Origin of the sequence: Streptosporangium amethystogenes subsp. fukuiense, from assembly GCF_042665875.1 — a bacterium.
Lineage (GTDB): Bacteria > Actinomycetota > Actinomycetes > Streptosporangiales > Streptosporangiaceae > Streptosporangium > Streptosporangium fukuiense.
Genome location: NZ_JBHTEE010000001.1, coordinates 4,793,930 through 4,814,675, shown reverse-complemented (window position 1 = coordinate 4,814,675; position 20,746 = coordinate 4,793,930). Strand labels below are relative to the sequence as shown.

Genomic DNA, 20,746 nt, shown 5'->3' with positions numbered 1-20,746 from the left:
GGCCGGGCGGTGGGCGCCGGCCGGGGTGGGCGTGGACCGTCGTCGGGCACCTCCGGCGGGGAGCGTCCGGGTTCCGGTCCGGGAGAGGAGTCAACCGACGGGCTCCAGCACCTCGCGGAACGCGGCCTCGACCAGCAGGGACTCCAGATCGAGGAGATAGCGTTCCATCGCGGGGCGGGACAGGTGGCGGGTGTCGGCGGTGAGCGAGACGCCCAGCCCGCCGGGCTCGCCGGTCACGTGCAGGCAGAACCGGCAGTTGAGCTTCTCCTGGCTGAGCGGCCAGCCGAGGGTCGTCTCCGCCAGCGCGTCCCGCACGGTCCGCTCGTCGGGGGAGGCGTCCACCTGGTCGGCGAAGCGCATGTCGTTGAAACAGCAGTACGGGTGGATCGGCGTGCCCCGCTCCCGGCTGACCCGCTCGGTGATCCCGTCCCGCTCGGCGGGGTCGTGGTAGGCGGATCGGTAGGCACGCAGCGCGGCGGGCCTGGCCGCGCGCAGCAGCCCGGTGAAGTCGCCCCGGCGCAGGTCCAGCACGAACAGGCCCTCCTGGGAGAGCGTGGTGACGGTGCCGGCCGTGTCGCCGCGGAAGCGGTTGCCCACGATCGGCAGCATCGCGCACACGTCGTGGCCGCTCACCTTCCCGGCGAGTACGGACGCGGCGGCCAGCAGGACCGTCGAGGTGCTCGTGCCGCGCACGGCGGCGATCCGCCGCACCGCCAGGTCCATCGCCCGCGAGACGAGTCGCGCCCGCCAGATCGGCGGATCCGCGGGTGCCTGCTCGCGCCGGTCGAACATGGTCGGCGGGATGCGCCGGTACTCGCTCTCCCAGTGCTCGGCGGCGATCCTCGCGACCTTCAGACCTCGCTCGGAGCCCTGCCAGCGGGCCAGATCCAGCGGTGAGGGCGGGGGCGGGCCCGGCAGGGAGCCGCGCAGCAGGAGCAGCCGCAGATCCGTGACCGCCACCTCGGCCCCGAGGCCGTCGGCGGCCAGATGGCAGAAGACGAGCACGATGTGAGTGACCTCGCCGCGCTCGACGACGAGCCCGATCCGCAGCGGCCACTCGTTCCGGTAGTCGAAGGCGGTCTGTGCCAGCGCGTCCCGCAGCCGCTCGGGGTCGCCCTCGGAGACGGTGACCGGGACGGCCCCGCCGGTCTCCAGCACCTGCCACGGCTCCGGGCCGCCGCTGTCTCCGTACCCGCGAGCGTCCGGGGTACCGTACGGGGGCTCGCCCAGCCTGGTGCGCAGCGACTCGTGCCGTTCCACCAGCGCGCGCAGCACCTCGGCGGCCCGCGCCACGGTGAGCGGTCCGGCCCGCCGGGGCACGGCGAGCACCCGGCCGAAGTTGAAGTAGTGGTCGTCCGGCGCCGTCCTTTGGATCGTGTCCCAGATGGCGCGCTGCCCCCAGGTCAGCGGTGCCGTCCCCGACCGGCTCCCCGAGAACCGGATGTCCATGTGCTCCCCCTGCTGTTAGGAGTCGGAGGTCAGGAGTGCGAGCGCCGTGCCTCGTCGATGTGGCGCTCCAGCGCGCCCAGGTCGTCCAGCAGGTCGAGCCCGTCGTCCGACAGGTCGATCTCCACTCCGAACTCGGCCTCCACCGCGTCGATCAGCCGCATCTGCGCCAGGGAGGTGACCCCCAGCGCGGACAGCGGGACCGTGGCGCTCAGTGCCTCCCCGGCCGTGACCGCACCGTCGGACGCCGAGGCCACCATCGCCGCCAGCCGTTCCCTGACCATGACGGTCTCCTCTCGTACGCTCCCCGGCACCACTCGGTCGGACATCTTCAGGACCTCCGCGCGCTGAGCGGGCACAGGTCGGTCCAGACCCGGTCGATGTGGGCGAGGCAGTCCTCCCTGGTACCCCGGGCGCCCTCGTGCCGCCAGCCGTCCGGCAGGTCCCGGCCGTCCGGCCAGATCGAGTACTGCTCCTCGTGGTTGACCACGACGTGGTAGTCCATCTCAGCTCCCGGTCTCCATGAGGCGCGCGGCCTCCTCGTCGGACAGTTCGGCCAGTTCGGCGACGAGCAGTTCCTCCACCGCCGCCGCGAGGTCGGCCACGGTGCTCCGCGCGAACAGGGTGCGGATCGGCACGTCCACCTCGACGGCGGCACGGAGCCTGGCGACGGCGCGGGTGGCCAGCAGCGAGTGGCCGCCCAGCGCGAAGAAGTCGTCGAAGGCGCCGACCTCCTCGATGCCCAGCACCTCGCCGAAGATCTCGGCCACCAGTTCCTCGGCGTCGCCGCGCGGGGCGGTTCTCGTCCGGGGGCCGGCCTCGGGCGCGGGCAGCGCGGCCCGGTCGAGCTTGCCGTTCCCGGTCAGCGGCAGGGTCGTGAGGTTCACCCAGAGCGTGGGGACCATGTGGGCGGGCAGCGCCCCGGCCAGGTATCCGGCCAGTTCCTCGCCGCCGGCCGTGCCGACGACGTAGCCGACCAGGGTCTCCCGGCGCACCGCCACCGCGGCCTGGCCGACACCGGGGTGGGTCAGCAGCCACGCCTCGATCTCGCCGGGCTCGATCCGGAAGCCGCGGACCTTGACCTGGTCGTCGAGGCGGCCGAGGAACTCCAGCCGCCCGTCGGACCGCCAGCGCGCCAGGTCGCCGGTCCGGTAGATCCGTTCTCCGCGCAGGACGGGGAAGCGCTCGGTGGTGAGGCCCGGCCTGGCGAGGTAGCCGGTGGCCACCCCGGCCCCGCCGACGCAGAGCTCACCGGGGGCTCCCGGCGGGACCTCCTGGCCGGCGGCGTCCAGGAGCAGGACCGAGGTGTCGGCGATCGGGACGCCGATGGGCGGCCGTCCCGGGGAGCCGTCCAGCTCGGCGGCGGTGGCGATGATCGTCGCCTCGGTCGGGCCATAGGTGTTGACCAGCCGTGTCCGGTCGCCGAAGCGCCGGCGCCAGCGGGCCACGGCCGCCTCGTGCACCTGCTCGCCGCCGAGGATCACCAGGCGCAGGGTCGGCGGCCAGGCGATCTCGTCGATGTCGTCGACCAGCGCGTGCCAGTAGGCCGTGGGCAGGTCGAGCACGGTGACCTGGTCGAGGTGGTCGGGCAGGGTGACGCCGCCCTCGGGCAGCAGCTCCAGCCGGGCCCCGGCGGCCAGCGCCGGGTAGATCTCCTCGGCGTGGGTGTCGAAGCTCAGCGAGGCGAACTGGACCATCCGGTCGCCCGGACCCAGCCCGTACGCCTCGCGCATCCATGCGACGCGGGCGGCCAGGTTGCGGTGCGAGACCACGACCCCCTTCGGCGTTCCGGTGGACCCGGAGGTGTAGATCACGTAGGCGGCCCCGCCGTCCGGTGCCGCCGGATCGGCGGGCCGGCCGGCCTCCGGAGCGGGGGGCCGGTCGTCCAGCTGGACGACCGGGGTGGTGGGGGGCAGCCGGTCGCGCAGGGCCGCCGAGGTGAGGACGAGGCGGGTGGCGCTGTCGTCCAGCATGAAGGCGAGCCGTTCGGCGGGGTGGTCCGGGTCCAGCGGCAGATAGGCCGCCCCGGCCCGCCAGACCGCGAGCAGGGCCGCGACGGCGTCGGGCGATCTGTCCAGGCAGACGCCGACCACATCGCCACCGGTGACGCCGTGCCCTCGCAGCAGCGCGGCCAGCTCGTCGGCGCGGGCGTCCAACCCGGCGTAGCCGAGCGTGGCACCTCCGCAGCCGATCGCGACCGCGTCCGGCGTGTCGCGTACGGTCGCCGCGAACAGGTCGGGCACCGAGGCGGCGGTGGGCCGCACCGGGCCGCGGGAGAGGCGCAGGAGCAGGGCGTCGTCGTCCTCGGTGCGCAGCGGCAGCTCCGAGACGCGGTCGCCGGACGCGCCGGGCAGCGCGGTGAGCAGCAGGTGGAACCGTGCGGCCATGGCCTCGACCGTGGCCCGGTCGAAGAGCTCGGCGTCGTAGGCGAAGCTGAGCATGAGCTCGTGCTCGTCCTGCCATGCCTCCAGCATCAGCTCCAGCTTGGCCTGCCGCATGCCGTGCTCGAACACCGTGGCGGTCAGCCCGCCGAAGGCGTCGCGGGCCTGCCCGGAGTCCTGCGTGTGCAGGATGAGCATGGTCTGGAACAGCGGTGTGCGGGTGAGGTCGCGCTCGCCCCCCAGGGCCCGCACCAGCTCCTCGAACGGCACGCCGCGGTGCGAGAAGGCGTCCAGGACACCGGTCCTGGTCTCCCGGAGCAGGTCCGAGAAGACGGGGTCGGCCGACAGGTCGCCGCGCATGACCAGGGTGTCGCTGAGATAGCCGACGACCGGTTCGAGCTCGACCCGGTCCCGGCCGGCGGTGGCCGTACCGACGAGGATGTCGCTCCGGCCGCTGTGCCGGGACAGCAGAACCTGGTAGGCGGCGAGCAGGACCATGAACATGGTGGCGCCGTGCTCCCTGCCCAGCCAGGCCAGGGCGGCGGCCTCGGCCTCGTCCAGCCGGACGGTGACCACCTCGCCGCGCCTGGCGGCCCCGGCGGTGCGCGGCCGGTCGACCGGCAGGTCCAGCGGGGTGGGGCCGGCGAGCCTGTCCCGCCAGTAGCCGAGCAGGCCGCCGAGGTCGCGCTCGCGCTGCCAGCGGGCGACGTCGCCGAACTGGAGCGGGACCGGGGGCAGGGCGGTGTCGCCGGAGTACAGGCGTGACACCTCGTCGAAGACGAGGTTGAGCGACCAGCCGTCGCCGAGGATGTGGTGGAGCACGACGCACAGGACGTGGTCGTCCTCGGCGATCCGGATCAGCGCGACGCGCAGGGGCGGCCTGGCGGCCAGCTCGAAGGGCGCGTTGGTCAGCGCCGAGACCAGTTCCTGTGCCTCGGCCTCGTCCGCGGCGTTCGTCTCGTCGAGGGCCACGGGACCCGGTGGATCGATGACCACGACCGGCACGCCGTCCACCTCGGGGAAACGGGTGCGCAGGCTCTCGTGGCGGGCGACCGTGCCCGCCAGGGCGCGGGCCAGGGCGTCCCGGTCCAGCGGCCCGCGCAGCCGCCTGACCAGGCACATGTTGTACGACGCGTCGTCTCGGTCGAGCCGGTTGAGGAACCAGAGCCGTTCCTGGCCGAAGGAGAGCGGCGGAGCGGTTCCCTCGGGCCTCGGGCGCGGCCCGTCGCTCTCGCGGGCCGCGACGCCGAGGCCGGACCCCGCTTCCGCGACCGGGACGCCGAGGTCGGGCAGCAGTTCCGCCAGCCCGGCGACCGTCGGCCGGGTGAACACCTCGCGGACGGGAATCTCCGTTCCGGACAGCGCCGCCAGCCGTGAGGTGACCATGGTGGCCAGCAGCGAGTGCCCGCCCAGGGTGAAGAAGTCGTCGTGCGCCCCGACCTTCGCCGTCCCGAGCACCTCGGCGAAGACCTGGGCGACCATCCGCTCGGCGGGGGTACGGGGGGCGGTCGTGTCCCGTGCGGGCGTCCCGTCCACCTCGGGAAGCGCGTTGCGGTCGACCTTCCCGTTGGGGGTCAGCGGCAACGCCTCCACCTCGACGAACACGCTGGGCACCAGGTAGCCGGGCAGCTCGCGCGCGGCGTGCTCCCCGAGACCGTGGAGCGCTCCGCGGCCGTCCGCTCCTGGCCGCGCGGGCGATGGCGCGGCGGGCACGGTGAAGGCCACCAGCCGGTCCCCGCGCACCGCGACGACCGTCTGCCGCACGCCGGGGTGGGTGTCGAGCACCGCCTCGATCTCGCCGAGTTCGACGCGGTGACCCCGCAGCTTGACCTGGTCGTCGGTACGGCCGAGGAACTCCAGGGTGCCGTCGTTGCGGAGACGGACGCGGTCTCCCGTCCGGTAGTGCCGCGAGCCGCCGGGGGCGGGGACGAAGCGCTCCGCGGTCAGGGCCGGGCGGCCCAGATAGCCGGTGGCCACCCCCGTGCCGCCGATGAGCAGCTCTCCGGCCACCCCGATCGGGCACGGTTCGCCGGCGGGGTCGGTGACCTGGACGACGGTGTTGGCGATCGGGCGGCCGATGACGATCTCGCCGGGATGTTCTGGAACGTCCCAGGCGGTGGACCAGACGGTGGTCTCGGTCGGGCCGTAGACGTTGACGAGCCGGTCGAGGCGCGGGCGGAGCTCGCGGGCGAGCCGGGGCGCGAGCGGCTCACCGCCGGTCAGGCCCACCACGCGCGGCAGGTCCCCGGTGAGCAGGACCCGCCAGCCCGATGGGGTGGCCTGGACGTGGGTCACGCCCTCGTCCCTGATCAGGCGCGCGAGCCGCGAGCCGTCACGGGCCGTCTCCGCGTCGGCGACGACCACCCGGCCACCGGTCACCAGTGGCAGGTAGAGCTCCAGGGCGGAGATGTCGAACGACAGCGAGGTCAGCGCCAGCCACACGTCCCGGGGCTCGGAGCGCAGCAGCGCGCGCATCGCCAGCAGGAGGTTGGTCAGCGCCCGGTGGGGCACCGTCACCCCCTTCGGCCGCCCGGTGGACCCGGAGGTGTAGAGCACGTACGCGGTGTCGCCGGGGCGTGGTCGCGTGATCACAGCAGGGGGCACAGCGGGGGGCACAGCAGGGGTCGCGGTGGGGGCCGCGGTCGCCGGGGGAAGGTCGTCGAGGCCGGTCAGGACCAGCGCGGCCGCGGAGTCCTCGATCACGTACGTGACGCGGGCCTCGGGGTAGTCGGGGTCGACGGGCAGGTAGGCCGCGCCGCTCATCGCCACGCCCAGCAGGGCGACGAGCATGTCGGCACCGCGTTCCATCCGGACCGCGACCAGCGAGCCAGGCCCGATCCCGGCCGCGCCCAGCCGCCCGGCGAACTCCGCCGCCCGCCCGGCCAGTTCCGCGTACGTGAGTTCCTCCGCTCCGGATCCGGCCGCCGGCGCGGTGCCGGCGGGCACGGCCCGTACCGCGATCGCGCCCGGGGTCGCCGCGGCCTGTTCGAGCAGCAGGTCGACCAGCGTGATCTCGGGCGTTTCGGTCCCGGTGTCGTTCCACTCCGCCAGCAGGGCGAGCTCGGCGTCCGGCAGCATCCGCAGCGAGCTCACCGGCGAGCCGGGGGCGGCCACCACGGCCGCGAGCAGTTCCTGGAAGCGGGCGACCAGCCGTGCCACGCTCTCGCGGTCGAACAGCTCGGTGCTGTAGATGACGGTGCCGTACAGGTGGCCGTCGTCGCCGGGGGAGAGGTCCATGGACAGATCGAGCCGGGCACGGGACCAGCCGTTGGGGAAGGGCGTGGCGTCGAGGCCGGGCAGGGGCTCGGCCCACTCGCCGTGGGTGTGGAAGGCGAACATGGTCTGGAACAGCGGCGTGCGGCTGAGATCACGTTCCAGGTCGAGGTCCGCCACCAGGCGCTCGAAGGGGATCTCCTGCCGCGAGAGCCCGTCCAGCACCATCCTGCGGGTGCGTCTGAGCAGGTCGTCGAAGGTGGGGTCGCCGGACAGGTCGCAGCGGAGGGCCAGCGTGGTCGCGAGGAAACCGATCATGGTCTCCAGTTCGGTGCTGCCGCGACCGGCCGAGGGGGTGCCCACGCAGAAGTCGCGCTGGCCGGTGTGCCGATGGAGCAGGACCTGGTAGGCCGCCAGCAGCACCATGAACGGCGTGCACCGGGCACGCCGGGCGAGGGCGCCGATCGAGGCGGCCACATCGGCCTCGATCCGGAAGTCGACCTCGGCGCCCTCGCCGGTCCGCCGGGCGGGGCGCGGCCGGTCGGTCGGCAGTTCCAGGGCGGGCACCCCGGCGAGCCGCTCGGTCCACCAGCGGAGCTCGGAGTCCGCGGGGCGCAGGTCGCGCGCGTACTCGCCGTACTGCAGGGGAAGCTCGGGCAGCGGCGCGCCGCCCCGGCTGCCGTAGTGGACGGCGACCTCGGAGCGGAGCACGTTCAGCGACCAGCCGTCGCCGTTGATGTGGTGCAGGACGACGCAGAGCACGTGCTCCTCGGGGCCGAGCTCGATCAGCGAGACCCGGAACGGCGGCGCGGCGGTCAGGTCGAAGGCCGTGTTGGTGAGGGCGGAGACCAGCGCGGCGGCCTCCCGCGCGTCCCGGGCCGCCAGCCGCTCGACGGATACCGGCGCGGGCGGGTCGACGATCGCCAGGGGCTTCCCGTCCACCTCGCGGAACCTGGTCCGCAGGCTCTCGTGCCGGGTGGCCACGGCGGTGAACGCGGCCTCCAGGGCGGTCCTGTCAAGGCGACCTTTCAACCTGTAAACATAGGATGTGTTGTAGGTCGAGTCGCCTGGGTCGAGCCGGTGCAGAAACCAGAGCCGCTGCTGGCCGGGTGACAGGGGGTACTCCGTCACCGGCCGGCCGGTTGGAACGGTCTCTGATTGGAACACGCAGGGCTCCTTTTTCGGCCGCGGGCCCGGTCGCTCACGCAATCGCGCTGGAAATTGGTACGCAAAAGGCCCACTCCGCGCATATTTACCCAGTTGGGTGGGCCTCGGGAAAGGTCACTTTCTGGAAAGAAACCTTTCAGTTAGTTCTGGGTGGTCAGTGTTACACCTCCACTCCGAGGGCGCAAGGCCCACTCTTGCGAGGGTTTCGTCCCTCCGGTGAACCTCCGCCAAAGGTCTTGCAAGGCTGTGGCGATCATGTAAGACTGGCGCTCGATTTTGAATAGTAAAGATTCTTTCCTGTATTGCTCTCAATGGCCACTCGCCCTGATTGCATATACATCCGATCTTTAGTGGGAGGTTCACCCGGTGAACCTGACCGTCCCCCAACTGCTCAGAGACCGGGCGCTCGCCGACCCCGACGGGATCGCGCTGATCGTGCACGACTCGGCCCGGCTCACCTATCACCAGTGGCACGAGCGGTCCCTCGCGCTCGCGAACGGCCTGCTCGCGCGCGGTGTCACCTCGGGTGACCGGGTGGGCCTGGTGTTCGGGGCCGCCGACTGGACGGACTACGCCGTGGCGTTCTGCGGGGTCCTGGCGGCCGGGGCGGTGGCCGTACCGCTCTCCGACCGCCTCGCCCCCGATGACCTGCGTCTCATGCTGGCCGGCTGCCGTGCGACCGGGATCGTCCACGCGACCGGCCACACCGCCGACCTCGCCGTGCCCGAGGCCGGCTGGAGCGCGACCGTCGACCGCCTGAGCGCCGAAACGTCCTATGAGAAAGCCGACCTCGCGGCACCGGAGCCGGGAGATCTCGCCCAGATCCTCTACACCTCCGGCACCACGGGCCGCCCCAAAGGAGTCTCGGCCACCCATGCCAACCTGACCTACGGCTGCGGTTCCGGACGCCGCCCGTTCGCGCACTCCCGGCATCTCGTGCACGCCTTCCCGATCGGCACCAACGCCGGGCAGACGATGCTGATCAACGCGCTCGACGCCCGGCCGGCCGTCGTGACGCTGCCGCGCTTCACTCCCGGCCGCTTCGCGTCGCTGATCGAGTCCTACCGGGCGGGGACGGTCTTCCTGGTCCCCGCGATGGCCATCGAGCTGATCAACGCGAGAGTGGCCGAACGGCACGACCTGTCCAGTGTGCTGCTGCTCGGCTCGGCCGCCGCGCCACTGCCCTCGGCCGTCGCCCAAGCGCTGACCACGGCCTTCCCCAGTGCGACGATCGCCAACTACTACACCTCGACCGAGGCGGCCCCGGCTCAGACGATCATGATGTTCGACCCGGAGCGGCCGGGAAGCGTCGGCCGTGCCATCGCCGGAGGACGGGTCAGGATCGCCACCGCGACGGGCGAGCCGCTGGCGCGGGGGGAGACCGGAGAGGTCTGGATGCGATCCCCCGCGGTACCGCGCGCCTACTACGGCGACCCCGGCAGCGAGACCTTCCGCGACGGCTGGGTGCGGATGGGCGACCTCGGCTACCTCGACGCCGACGGCTATCTCTACCTCGTCGACCGGGAGGGCGACGTGGTGAAGTCCGGGGCCTTCAAGGTCTCCACGATCCACGTCGAGGAGGTCGTCCACCGGCACCCGGCGGTGATCGAGGCGGCCGCGTTCGGGGTTCCGCACCCGGTGCTCGGAAGCGTCGTCACCGTCGCCCTCGCCACCTCGGAGCCCCTCGCGCCGGAGGAACTGCGGATCTTCCTCAAGGACCGGCTGGCCCCGCACGAGTTGCCCGCGCACGTCGTCACCGTCGGCGCCCTGCCGCGCAACGCCGGCGGCAAGGTCGACAAGAAGGCGCTGCGCCGGACGATGGGGAGCGTGTGATGTCCGGGTCCGAGGTCACGTTCACCCAGCAGGGGATGTGGGTGACCGAGCAGGCCGCGGGCGGCGGCACCGCCTACCACATGCCGTTGATCGTTCATCTCCGCGGCGCCCTGGACACCGGCGCGCTGCTGGCGGCCTGCGCCGCGGTGGTCGACCGGCACCCGGCGCTGGGCGGCGTGGTGGCGGAGGTGGACGACGAACTGCGGCTCGTGCCCGGCGCCGAGGTTCCGGTACGCCGGGCGGCGGCCTTCCCCGCTGATCCCCCGAACGACGTCCCGGGAGGTTCCCCGGGGAGCCCGGACCATGGGCCGGGCGTGCGCGCGTCGGTGCGGGAGGAGATCATGCGCGCCTTCGACCTGGAGAAGGGCCCGCTGGCCCGCTTCACCCTGTTCGAGACCGGCCCTGAGCGGCACCTGCTGCTCTTCGTCGCCCATCACCTGATCTTCGACGGGCAGTCCAAGGACATCCTGGTGCGTGACCTGGCCGCCTTCCACAACGGCGAGCCGCCGCCCCCGCTGCCCGGGATCGACCACGGCAGGGCCGAGCGCGACCGGGTGGCCGCCATGCTTCCCGCCGCGCGCGAGTTCTGGAAGCCCCGCTGGCGAGATCCGGGCGAGACCGTCGTGCTCGGCCGGGCGCTGAGGTCCCGGCGGGCGGGCGAGGGACGGGTGCTCCGGTTCACCCTCGGCCCACAGGTCCCCTCGGTGCCCGGCCTGACCCGGTTCGAGGCGCTGCTGGCCGCGCTGCACGCGCGGCTCCTCGGCTACGGCAACGCCTCGGTGACCACCGCCGTCGACCTGTCCACCCGGCCCGAACAGGCCGTCGGCCACATCGGCCTGTTCGTCAACGAGCTCCCGGTCGCCTCCACCCCGTCCGGGCGGCAGACCTTCCGCGAGTTCGCGACCGCGCTCCGCGCCGAACTGCGCGAGGTCTACCGGTTCCGCCAGGTGCCGCTCTCCCGGGCGCTGCCCCGCATCCGGCCGCACGCCGCGCTGGTGCCCGTCTCCGTCAGCTACCGTGTCCGCCGCGACGCCGACCCGGTCTTCACCGGCCTCGACACGTCCGTGGAGTGGACGGTCTTCAACCACGGGGTACGCGGCGCGCTGCACCTGCAGTGCGTGGACGGCCCCGGCGGGCTGGAGATCAGCCTGCGCCACGACCCCGAGACGGTGCCCGACGCCGCCAGGGTGGCCGAGGACCTGCGCCTCCTGCTGGAACGCGCCACCGATGACCCCGACCTGCCACTGCACGAACTTCTGGAGAACGAATGGGTTCCGTCACCACGCTGACCGACCAGGTGCGCGAGATCTGGGAGGAGGTCCTGGGCATCTCGCCGATCGAGGACGACGACGACATCTTCGACCTGGGCGGTCATTCGCTGACCATCACTCAGATCATCGCCCGGATGCGCAAGCGCCTGGACATCGAGGTCTCCCTGGACGACTTCTTCGACAATCCGACGATCGCCGGGATCACCGGGATCGCGAGCTCCCTCGGCGATGACTGAGACCCTCGACGGGCTCCGTCTCTCCCGCCTGGCCGACGACGACCTGGAGCTCCTGCTGCTGGTCAGGCATTTCGAGCTCAAGCTCCTGGAGCTGTACGGCAGGGGTGAGCTGGGCGGCACCACCCACACCTGCCTCGGCCAGGAGTACGTCCCGGTCGCGCTCCGCCCCCTGCTCGGCCCGGCCGACCATGTCTTCAGCAACCACCGGGGCCACGGCCACTACCTGGCCAGGTTCCGCGACCCGCACGGCCTGCTCGCCGAGATCATGGGCAGGCGGGGCGCGGTCTGCGGAGGCGTCGGCGGCAGCCAGCACATCCACCGCGACCGCTACCTGTCCACCGGGGTGCAGGGCGAGAGCATGCCGGTCGCCGCCGGTGTCGCGCTCCATCTCAAGCGCGCCGAGCCGGGGGCCCTGGCCTGCGTCCACATCGGCGACGGCACCTGGGGCGAGGGAGCGGTCTACGAGGCGCTGAACCTCGCCGCGCTCTGGCGGCTCCCGCTGCTCGTCGTGGTGGAGAACAACGGCATCGCCCAGTCCACCCCGACCGCGTCGCAGATGGCGGGCACGGTGGCCGGGCGGGCGGCGGCCTTCGGCATCCCGCACCTGCAGGTCGTCTCCACGGACGTCAACGAGATCCGCCTCACGCTGGAGGAGGAGGTGGCGCGGGTGCGCGAGGCGGGGCCGCTGGTGGTCGAGTTCGTCACCCACCGCCTCGGGCCGCACAGCAAGGGCGACGACGTGCGCCCGGCCGACGCCGTACGGGCCGCCAGGGACAGCGACTGGTACGGCCGCTACGCCCACCACCATCCCGAGCAGTTCCACCGGATCGACGGCGCGGTCAGGGCCGAGGTCCAGGCCGTCGCCGACGAGGTCGCGGCGCGCCCGCTCTCCCGCTGGGAGGCACCGTGCGCGTAGCGGAGAACCTCAACGCGGCACTGCACGGGCTGCTGGACGACGACCCCACCGCCTACGTCCTCGGCGAGGACATCCTCGATCCGTACGGAGGCGCCTTCAAGGTCACCAAGGGCCTGTCCAGCCGCTTTCCCGGACGCGTGATCGGCACTCCGATCAGCGAGGGCGCGCTGACCGGCGTCGCGGCGGGTCTGGCGCTGACCGGCAACACGGCCGTGGCCGAGATCATGTTCGGCGACTTCGTGACGCTCGCCTTCGACCAGCTCTGCAACTTCGCCGCCAAGTCGGTGTCGATGTACGGCGGGCGGCTGCCGCTGCGGATGGTGGTGCGCTGCCCGACCGGCGGCGGCCGGGGCTACGGCCCGACGCACAGCCAGAGCCTGCAGAAGCACTTCGTCGGCATGCCAGGGCTGTCGCTGTACGAGATGTCACCCTTCCATGACAACCGCGCGGTGCTCGCGGCGATGCTGGAACGGTGCGAGCCGTGCGTGTTCTTCGAGGACAAGATCCTCTACACCCGGCCGATGGGCCGGGTGGATCCGCCGTTCCTCCTCCGCCGCGACGGAGACCTGGCCGTGGTGGACATCCGCGACTCCACAGAGCGCCCCGACTGCGTGGTCATCGCCCCCGGCGGGATGGCCCACCGGGTACTGGCCGCGATGCGCTCCCTGCTGGTGGAACAGGAGATCTGCACCCGGCTGCTGGTGCCCTCCCGCCTCTATCCGCTGGACGCCGACGCGCTCCTGCCGCACCTCGCGGACGTCGTCGTGGTCGCGGAGGAGAGCACCGCCGGGGGTACCTGGGGCAGTGAGGTGGCCCACCTGCTGCACGCCCGCGTCTGGGAGCGCCTGCGCGGTCCCGTCCGCCTCGTCCACTCGCGGGCCGCCGTGATCCCCACCGCCGCGCACCTGGAGAACGAGGTCCTGGTCGGGGAGTCCACGATCCACCGTGCCGTACGGGAGGCCCTGCGTGGCTGACATCCGCGTCCCCAAGCTCAACAACAACGACACCGAGTACCTGATCGTCGAGTGGCTCGTCGAGGACGGCGGGCCCGTCGTCGCGGGGGAGGCGGTCGCCGTGCTGGAGACCTCCAAGGCCGCCGACGAGCTGGAGGCGGAGGAGTCCGGCCACCTCTACCACGCCGCCGCTCTCAACACCTGGATCGCTCCCGGCGCGCTCCTCGCCCGCGTCACCGCCGAGGCCGTCCCCCCGGAGGGTCCCGCTCCCGTTCCGTCCGGTGCCGAGCCGGCGCTCCGGCCGCTCGTCACCGATCCCGCCCGCGCCGCCATGGAGGAGCTCGGGGTCTCCGACTCCGACGTCGCGTCCCTGGGCCTGGCCGTCGTCCGCCGGGCCGACGTGGTGGCCCTGGCCGCCCGCAGTACCGGGGCGGCGACCGGCACCGTGCGGGCGGACGCGCCGGGACCCGGTAAGGACCCGGACAAGGCCAACGGGCGACAGGCGGGCACCCACCGCCTGTCGCGGGTGCAGCGCGCCGTCGCGCGCGCCGTCACCGTCTCGCACGCCGCGATCCCCGCCGCGTACACGGTCGTGAGGTTCGAGGTGGGCCCGCTGCTGGCGCGGACCGGGGAGCTGAGCAGACAGGTCCGCAGGCCGGTCGGCCTGGCGGAGCTGTTCGTACAGGCCGTGGCGGCGCTGCACCCCGCCTTCCCGCTCTTCTTCGCCTCGATCGACGGGGACGAGGCACGGCTGGCCGACGCGCCGCGCGTCGGCGTCACGTTCGATCTGGGCGAGGGCCTGTACGTGCCGGTCGTCCGCGACACCGGGTCGCTGCGGGAGATCGCCGAGGCGCTCATGCGCTACCGGCTCGCCGCGGCCGAGGGGGACTTCCGCGAGAAGGACCTCACCGGCGCCAACATCGCCGTCACCCTGCACACCGACGCCGACGTCGTCCTCGCGATCCCGCTCGTCTTCCCCGGCACCGTCTGCGCCCTCGCGATCACCTCGCCGCAGTCCGAGCCGGTACTCGCCGAGGACGGCACGGTGACCGTGCGAACCGTCGCCAACATCGGCCTCGCCTACGACCATCGACTGATCAACGGCCGGGACGCCGCGCTCTTCCTTGCGGCCCTCAGAACGGAGCTGCGGGCTTGAGCGAGACAACGCTGTCGGACGCGAAGAAGGCACTGCTCGCGAGAAGGCTCCGGAACCGGGGGGAGTCGCGGACCGTCGTCGCCCGCGCTCAGGGAACCGTCCCGCCCCTGTCCCACGCGCAGGAGCGCCTGTGGTTCCTGGAGCAGTACCGCCCCGGCACCACCACCTACACGGTCCCCGTCGCGGTGCGCCTGCGCGGGAAGCTGGACGCCGACGCGCTGCGCCGGGCGCTGGACGAGATCGTCGCGCGCCACGAGGCCCTGCGGATGCGGTTCCTCACCACCGAGGACGGCACCCCCGAGCTCGTCGTCGACGAGCCGGGCCCCGCCGAGCTGCGTGTCACCGAGGCGGCCGACGCGGACGCCGCGATCGAGCTGCTCGACGCCGAGCTCGCCGTCCCGTTCGACCTGGAGCGCGGCCCGCTCTTCCGAGCGGTGCTGGTCCTCCTGGCGCCCGACGACCACGTGCTCCTGCTCGCCGCCCACCACACGGTCATCGACGGCTGGTCGAGCGACCTGCTCATCCGCGAGCTGCTCGCCCTGCACGACGGTGAGACCCCGCCGCCCGCGCCGGTCGGCTACGGCGACTACGCCCGCTGGCAGCGGGGCCGGGACCACCGCCGCGAGCTCGGTCACTGGCGCGACCGGCTCGCCGGGTTGCCCGCACTCGAACTGCCCACCGACCGGCCGCGTCCCGCCGAGCAGTGCCACGAGGGAGCCGCGCTCGACGTCCGGGTGGACGCCGACCTCACCCGGCGGCTGGCCGAGCTGGGCGCCGCGTCCGGCGCCACGCCGTACATGACGTTGCTGGCCGCCTTCCAGGTGCTGCTGGCCCGCTACTCGGGGCAGGCGGACTTCGCCGTCGGCTCCCCGGTCGCCGGACGCGGGCTGCCCGAGCTGGACGGTGTCGTCGGCATGTTCGTCAACACCCTGGTCCTCCGCGCCGACCTGGCGGACGACCCGCCGTTCACCACCTTCCTGGCCCGTACCCGGGAGAGCGCGCTGGACGCCTTCGCACATCAGGAGCTCCCGTTCGACCAGCTGGTCAGCGAGCTGAACGTGGTCCGCGACGTCAGCCGCTCGCCGCTCGCGCAGGTCATGTTCGCGCTGCAGAACTTCAAGGCGGGCCAGGAGGACGGGCGTCTCTCCTACCTCACCCTCCCGGCCAGGACGACCCGGTTCGACCTCGGCCTCTACCTGTTCGAGAGCCCGGACGGGCTGGTCGGTCACCTCTCCTACAGCACCGCGCTGTTCGACCCCGAGACCGTGGAGCTGCTGGCGGCGCGGTTCGAGACGCTACTGCGCTCGATCGTGGCGGATCCCGGTGCGCGGGTGGGCGAGCTCTCGCTGCTCGGCGAGGACGAGCGGGACCTGGTCCTGGGCTTCGGGGCCGGTCCCGCGCTCCGGCCGTCCGGCCACGACCTGCTCCACGACCTCCTCACCGCGCAGGCCGCGCTGACCCCCGGCGCGACGGCGGTGGTCCACGACGGCTCGCCGGCCTCGGGTACGGCGTCCGTGACGTCCGGGGGCCGCGGCGGCTCGCTGACCTACGCCGAGCTCGACGAGCGCTCCACCCGGATCGCCGCCCTGCTGAGGAACCGCCACGGCGTGGGCCCGGACAGCAGGGTCGGTGTCCTCCTGGAGCAGTCCACGGATCTCGCGGCGGCGGTCATCGGCGTGCTGAAGGCCGGTGGCGCGTACCTGCCCCTCGACCCCAAGCAGCCCCGCGACCGCCTGGCGTACATGCTCGCCGACGCCGGGGTCGTCGCCGTCCTCACCGCCTCCGCCCTGTGCGACCTGGTCCCCGATCTCCCCGGGGCGCCGGTGATCCGCCTGGACTCCGAGGCGCTGGACGAGACCGGGTTCGAGCCTCCCGGAGTCTCGCCGGACCACCTGGCGTACGTGATCTACACCTCGGGGACCACCGGGCGGCCGAAGGGCGTCGGGGTGCAGCACCGGCAGGTGCTCAACTACCTCACCGGGGTCAGGGAACGTTTCGAGGTCGAACCCGCCTCGGTCCACACGCTGCTGCAGTCGCTCTCGTTCGACTTCGGGGTGACGATCCTCTACCTGTCGATCATGACCGGCGGTGAGCTGCACCTGGCCGACCCGCAGGCCCCGGCCGAGGAGCTCGCCGGGCAGCTGAGCCGCACCGACTATTTGAAGATGACCCCCTCCCACCTCGCCTCGCTGCTCGCCGCGGTGGACGACCCCGCAGAGCTGCTCCCGCGCAGGCTCCTCGTCCTCGGCGGCGAGGCCTCGGGGTGGAGCTGGGCCCGCGGGCTGGCCGCGCACACCACGGTGGTCAACCACTACGGCCCCACCGAGGCCACGGTCGGCGTCTCCACCCACGCCGTCACCGGCGAAAAGGAGCGGGCGCAGAACCTGCCGATCGGCAGACCGCTGCCCGGCGCCCGGGTCTACGTGCTGGACGAGCACCTGCGGCCGGTCCCGCCGGGCATGACCGGCGAGATCTACCTCGGCGGTGACCGGCTCGCCCGCGGATACCTCGGCCGCCCCGGGCTGACGGCCGACAGGTTCCTGCCCGACCCGTACGGCGAATCCGGCGCCCGGATGTACCGGACGGGCGATCTGGGCCGCTGGCTGCCCTCGGGTGACCTGTGCTTCCTCGGCCGCCGAGACCTGCAGGTCAAGGTCAGGGGCTACCGGGTGGAGCTGCCGGAGATCGAGTCGGTACTCGCCGACCAGCCGGGGATCGCCCACGCCGTCGTCGAGCTGCGCGCGGACCGGCTGGTCGGGTACGTCGTCGCGGCGACCGCCGGCGACCGGAGCAGCGTCAGCGAGCTGCGGGCGAGGCTCGGCGAGCGGCTCCCCGAGTACATGATCCCCGGCCGGTTCGTCTGGTTGGACGAGCTGCCGCTGAAGTCGCACGGCAAGGTCGACCGGGCAAGGCTGCCGGAACCCGACGAGGCGCGACCCGACCAGGAGGCCGGGTTCGTCCCGCCGGGAACGCCGCTCGAAGAGGCGATCGCAGCGGTATGGGCGAAGGTGCTGGGACTCGTCCAGGTCGGCGTGCTGGACGACTTCTTCGACCTGGGCGGGCACTCGCTGCTCGCCGCGCAGGTGGTCGCCCGCCTCAGAAAGACCCTCCCGGAAGGCGGGCGCCAGGTCACCATCCTGGACCTGTTCAAGAACCGGACGGTCCGCGAGCTCGCCCGGCTCGTCGAGACGGCCGACGACGGCCCGCGCATGCTCCTGCACCGGCTCACCCCGGCCCGCGCGGCCACCTCGACCCTGGTCTGCGTGCCGTACGGCGGTGGCAGCGCGGCCATCTACCAGCCGCTGGCCGACGCGCTGCCGGCGAACTGGGCACTGCACGCGGTCGCCGTCCCCGGCCAGGAGATGGGGCTGATCGAGGAGACCCGGCCGGTGGAGGAGGTCGCGCTGGGTTGTGTGGCGGAGATTCTCCGGGACGTCCGGGGGCCGCTCGCGCTGTACGGGCACTGCGGGCTCGGCGTCATGCTGACCGTGGAGATCGCCCGTCACCTGGAGGCGGCGGGCCGCCAGGTCGAGGCGATCTACCTCGGTGGCATCTTCCCCTTCGCACGTCCCGACTCGCTGCTGGCCCGGCTGTCGAACCTGACCGACCGCCTCCGCAGCGACCAGGTCTGGGCCAACGCCCTGCAGGCCGCCGGTCTCGACGTGGAGGACCTGGAACGCGACCAGCTCAAACTGATGATCGACAACCGCCGCAAGGGCACCAGGGAGGCGGAGCGCTACTTCACCCGCCTCTTCACCGACGGCGTCGAACCGCTCAGGGCGCCGATCATCTCCGTGGCGGGCGACCGCGATCCGGCCACCGAGTTCTACCAGGAACGCTACCGCGAGTGGCACCTGCTGACCGGCTCCACGGCCGTGGTCGTTCTCGACGAGGCTGGGCACTTTTTCCTGAAATATCGGGCGGCGGAGCTCGCGGCCATCGTCACCGGCACCCACGGGGCCATCGCCTCCGGCGACACGGCGAAGCTGGGCCGCACCGACAGGTCCACCTGGTGGCTCGACGGTGTCTCCGTCCAGGACGCCCGCGCTCGTGACACATCGGCCGGGGCCGCCCACGCCGACCCGGCCCTCGTCCGAGCCGTCACCGTCCCGGCCGGTCCGGTGAAGGACGCGGAGAGCGGAACCGGTCAGGACCCCGGCGAGCGGTCCGTACCCGCCGGAGCCGTCGTCCGGGCCGGGCGGACCCCGGCCGTGCCCGCTCTCGCCGGTCCCGGCACGGGTGGCGTGCCACCGGCGGCCGGGCCCCCCGGAACGGCGGTCTCCCCGGTGAGGCCCGGCCCCCAGCCGAGCATGAGGCGGTTCGCCACCGTGGCCGCGGGCCAGCTCGTCTCGATCGTCGGGTCTTCGCTGACCGAGTTCGCCGTACCGCTGTGGATCTACATCACCACCGGCTCGCTCGCCAGGTTCGCCCTGTTCTCAGTCCTCGCACTGGTCCCGGGCATGCTGGTCTCCCCGCTGGCCGGTGCCCTCGTCGACCGTTACGACCGGCGCCGGGTCATGCTCGCCGGAGACATCGGCGCCTTCGGCACCCAGCTGGCACTCGGCGTCCTGCTGTGGACCGGCAACCTCCAGGTCTGGCACATCTACCCGCTTCTGGTGCTGCTGTCCGTGGCGCTGACCTTCCAGCGCCTCGCGTACAACTCGGCGGTACCGCAACTGGTCCCCAAGCGTTTCCTCGGCCACGCCAACGGGGTGGTCCAGATGGTCACCGGCACCGCACAGCTGGTCGTCCCGCTGCTCGCGGTCGGCCTGATGGCGGTGATCGGCCTGGAGGGCATCCTCGTCCTGGACGTCGTCTCCTACGTCTTCGCGATCGGGGTGCTGCTCTTCGTGCGCTTCCCGAAGGCCATGGCGTGGAAGCGCAGGGAGTCGCTGGTCGCCGAGATGGTCGAGGGCTGGCGGTTCTCCTGGGGCAACCGGGGCTTCCGCGGCATGCTGTTCTTCTTCGCGGTGCTGAACATCTTCCTGTCCCCGCTCTTCCTGCTCATCTCACCGCTGGTCCTGGGCTTCGCCACGCTGGAGGACGTCGGCAGGATCTCCTTCTTCGGAGGCCTCGGTGTCTTCCTCGGTGGCCTGACCATGACCGTCTGGGGAGGCCCAAGGCGGCGGCGGCTGCGCGGCGTCATGCTCTCCACCCTCGTACTGGGCGCCTTCTGCCTGGTCACCGGCCTGCAGCAGAACCTGATCCTGATAGGGATCGGTGCCTTCGGGATGTCGTTCTGGCTGACCATGCTCAACGGCGTCTACGCCACGATCATCCAGGTCAAGGTGCCGCAACGGTTCCACGGCCGGGTCATCGCGCTCAACACGCTCATCGCCTGGTCCACGCTGCCGATCGGGTTCGGTCTGGTCGCGCCGTACGGCAGTGCCCTGTTCGAGCCGCTGCTCGCGCCAGGCGGGCCGCTGGCCGGAACCGTCGGCCTCGTGCTCGGCACCGGCGAGGGCCGGGGCGTCGGACTGATGTACGTGCTGTTCGCGGTCGCCATCGCGGTCACGGCGCTGGTCGCGATGCGGACCCGCACGCTGTCCAGGTTCGACACCGACGTCCCCGACGCGCTCCCGGACGATCTGGTCGGCTTCCAGACCATCCGGAGGCGTCAGGAGCGCGAGCGCGACGAGCCGACCACCGAGGTGATCTCAACCCGGAGTTGACATCCTCTCCACGCCTGAAGGCGGGGGGTCCCCACGCCGAAAGGAACACGATGACCCCGTCCTGACCGGCGGAACCCCGGAACACCGGCCCCCTCCGGGAGGAGGCCGGGAGAACAGGTGAAGAGAGCATGGACGGGGCGCGCTCGACGGCCGCGCCCCGTCCTCTCACGTCTGTCCGGCTACACGCGGCGTCAGGGACGGTACGCCCAGCCACCGGGGGCGAAGTCCTCCCAGTGGTAGAAATCCCAGTAGTAACCACCGTTGACCTGCGCGAGCTGGCTCTCGTCCAATTCGGTGCCGATCTCGGACAGCGCGGACAGCTCAGGCTTGGCCTTGGCCATCGTTGTTTCCCCTTTCAATCTGACAACGTGGCCAATGTCCCAACCTCCGGTTGCGAACCAGTGGTGGGCGACTGCAATCGCCTCGCCGAGCACGCGCGTCAACACGGGCGGGACCGGATGACAGGTCATGGGCACGCGCGTCGAGGCGGAGCCGGACCGGA

At 72.5% G+C, this 20,746-nt stretch carries 12 protein-coding genes; 7 read left to right on the top strand and 5 right to left on the bottom strand.

Annotated features, from left to right (window positions below; translation table 11 throughout):
- Positions 1-90 precede the first annotated feature (90 nt).
- The 4 genes from ACFQVD_RS20430 to ACFQVD_RS20415 are packed head-to-tail and all read right to left on the bottom strand — an operon-like array spanning position 91 to position 8,207.
- Positions 91-1,449 carry a condensation domain-containing protein gene (locus ACFQVD_RS20430; RefSeq protein WP_343982526.1) on the bottom strand — a complete coding sequence of 453 codons (1,359 nt, stop codon included), beginning with the start codon at positions 1,447-1,449 and terminating at the stop codon, positions 91-93.
- Positions 1,450-1,478: 29 nt separating this feature from the next.
- Positions 1,479-1,775: an acyl carrier protein gene (locus ACFQVD_RS20425; protein ID WP_343982523.1), complete on the bottom strand. Its 297-nt coding sequence runs from the start codon at positions 1,773-1,775 to the stop codon at positions 1,479-1,481.
- 2 nt (positions 1,776-1,777) lie between these two features.
- Positions 1,778-1,951: an MbtH family protein gene (locus ACFQVD_RS20420; RefSeq protein WP_343982520.1), complete on the bottom strand. Its 174-nt coding sequence runs from the start codon at positions 1,949-1,951 to the stop codon at positions 1,778-1,780.
- A gap of 1 nt (position 1,952) precedes the next feature.
- Positions 1,953-8,207, bottom strand: a complete 6,255-nt coding sequence (locus ACFQVD_RS20415) for an amino acid adenylation domain-containing protein (protein WP_343982517.1) — start codon at positions 8,205-8,207, stop codon at positions 1,953-1,955.
- 366 nt (positions 8,208-8,573) lie between these two features.
- Here ACFQVD_RS20415 and ACFQVD_RS20410 point away from each other — a divergent pair, with 366 nt between their 5' ends.
- The 7 genes from ACFQVD_RS20410 to ACFQVD_RS20380 are packed head-to-tail and all read left to right on the top strand — an operon-like array spanning position 8,574 to position 20,244.
- The gene (locus tag ACFQVD_RS20410) at positions 8,574-10,040 is read left to right on the top strand and encodes a class I adenylate-forming enzyme family protein (protein WP_343982514.1); all 1,467 of its coding nucleotides are present in this window, start codon (positions 8,574-8,576) and stop codon (positions 10,038-10,040) included.
- Complete coding sequence (locus ACFQVD_RS20405; protein WP_343982510.1) at positions 10,040-11,329, top strand: condensation domain-containing protein; 1,290 nt, start codon at positions 10,040-10,042, stop codon at positions 11,327-11,329. Before ACFQVD_RS20410 ends, ACFQVD_RS20405 begins: the two co-directional genes overlap by 1 nt.
- Positions 11,308-11,547, top strand: a complete 240-nt coding sequence (locus ACFQVD_RS20400; protein WP_343982507.1) for a phosphopantetheine-binding protein — start codon at positions 11,308-11,310, stop codon at positions 11,545-11,547. Before ACFQVD_RS20405 ends, ACFQVD_RS20400 begins: the two co-directional genes overlap by 22 nt.
- Positions 11,540-12,463 carry a thiamine pyrophosphate-dependent dehydrogenase E1 component subunit alpha gene (locus ACFQVD_RS20395; RefSeq protein ID WP_343982504.1) on the top strand — a complete coding sequence of 308 codons (924 nt, stop codon included), beginning with the start codon at positions 11,540-11,542 and terminating at the stop codon, positions 12,461-12,463. The genes ACFQVD_RS20400 and ACFQVD_RS20395 overlap by 8 nt, the downstream gene beginning before the upstream one ends.
- A complete protein-coding gene (locus tag ACFQVD_RS20390) occupies positions 12,454-13,437 on the top strand; it encodes an alpha-ketoacid dehydrogenase subunit beta (protein WP_343982501.1) in 984 nt (327 codons plus the stop codon). Before ACFQVD_RS20395 ends, ACFQVD_RS20390 begins: the two co-directional genes overlap by 10 nt.
- Positions 13,430-14,572 (top strand): 2-oxo acid dehydrogenase subunit E2, encoded by a 1,143-nt coding sequence (locus ACFQVD_RS20385; RefSeq protein ID WP_343982498.1) that lies wholly within the window; start codon positions 13,430-13,432, stop codon positions 14,570-14,572. The genes ACFQVD_RS20390 and ACFQVD_RS20385 overlap by 8 nt, the downstream gene beginning before the upstream one ends.
- Positions 14,569-20,244 carry a non-ribosomal peptide synthetase/MFS transporter gene (locus ACFQVD_RS20380; protein WP_343982494.1) on the top strand — a complete coding sequence of 1,892 codons (5,676 nt, stop codon included), beginning with the start codon at positions 14,569-14,571 and terminating at the stop codon, positions 20,242-20,244. Before ACFQVD_RS20385 ends, ACFQVD_RS20380 begins: the two co-directional genes overlap by 4 nt.
- Positions 20,245-20,435: 191 nt before the next feature.
- On the opposite strand, the gene ACFQVD_RS20375 is transcribed toward ACFQVD_RS20380, so the two are convergent.
- Positions 20,436-20,585, bottom strand: a complete 150-nt coding sequence (locus ACFQVD_RS20375) for a hypothetical protein (protein WP_343982491.1) — start codon at positions 20,583-20,585, stop codon at positions 20,436-20,438.
- Between the last annotated feature and the right edge of the window lie 161 nt (positions 20,586-20,746).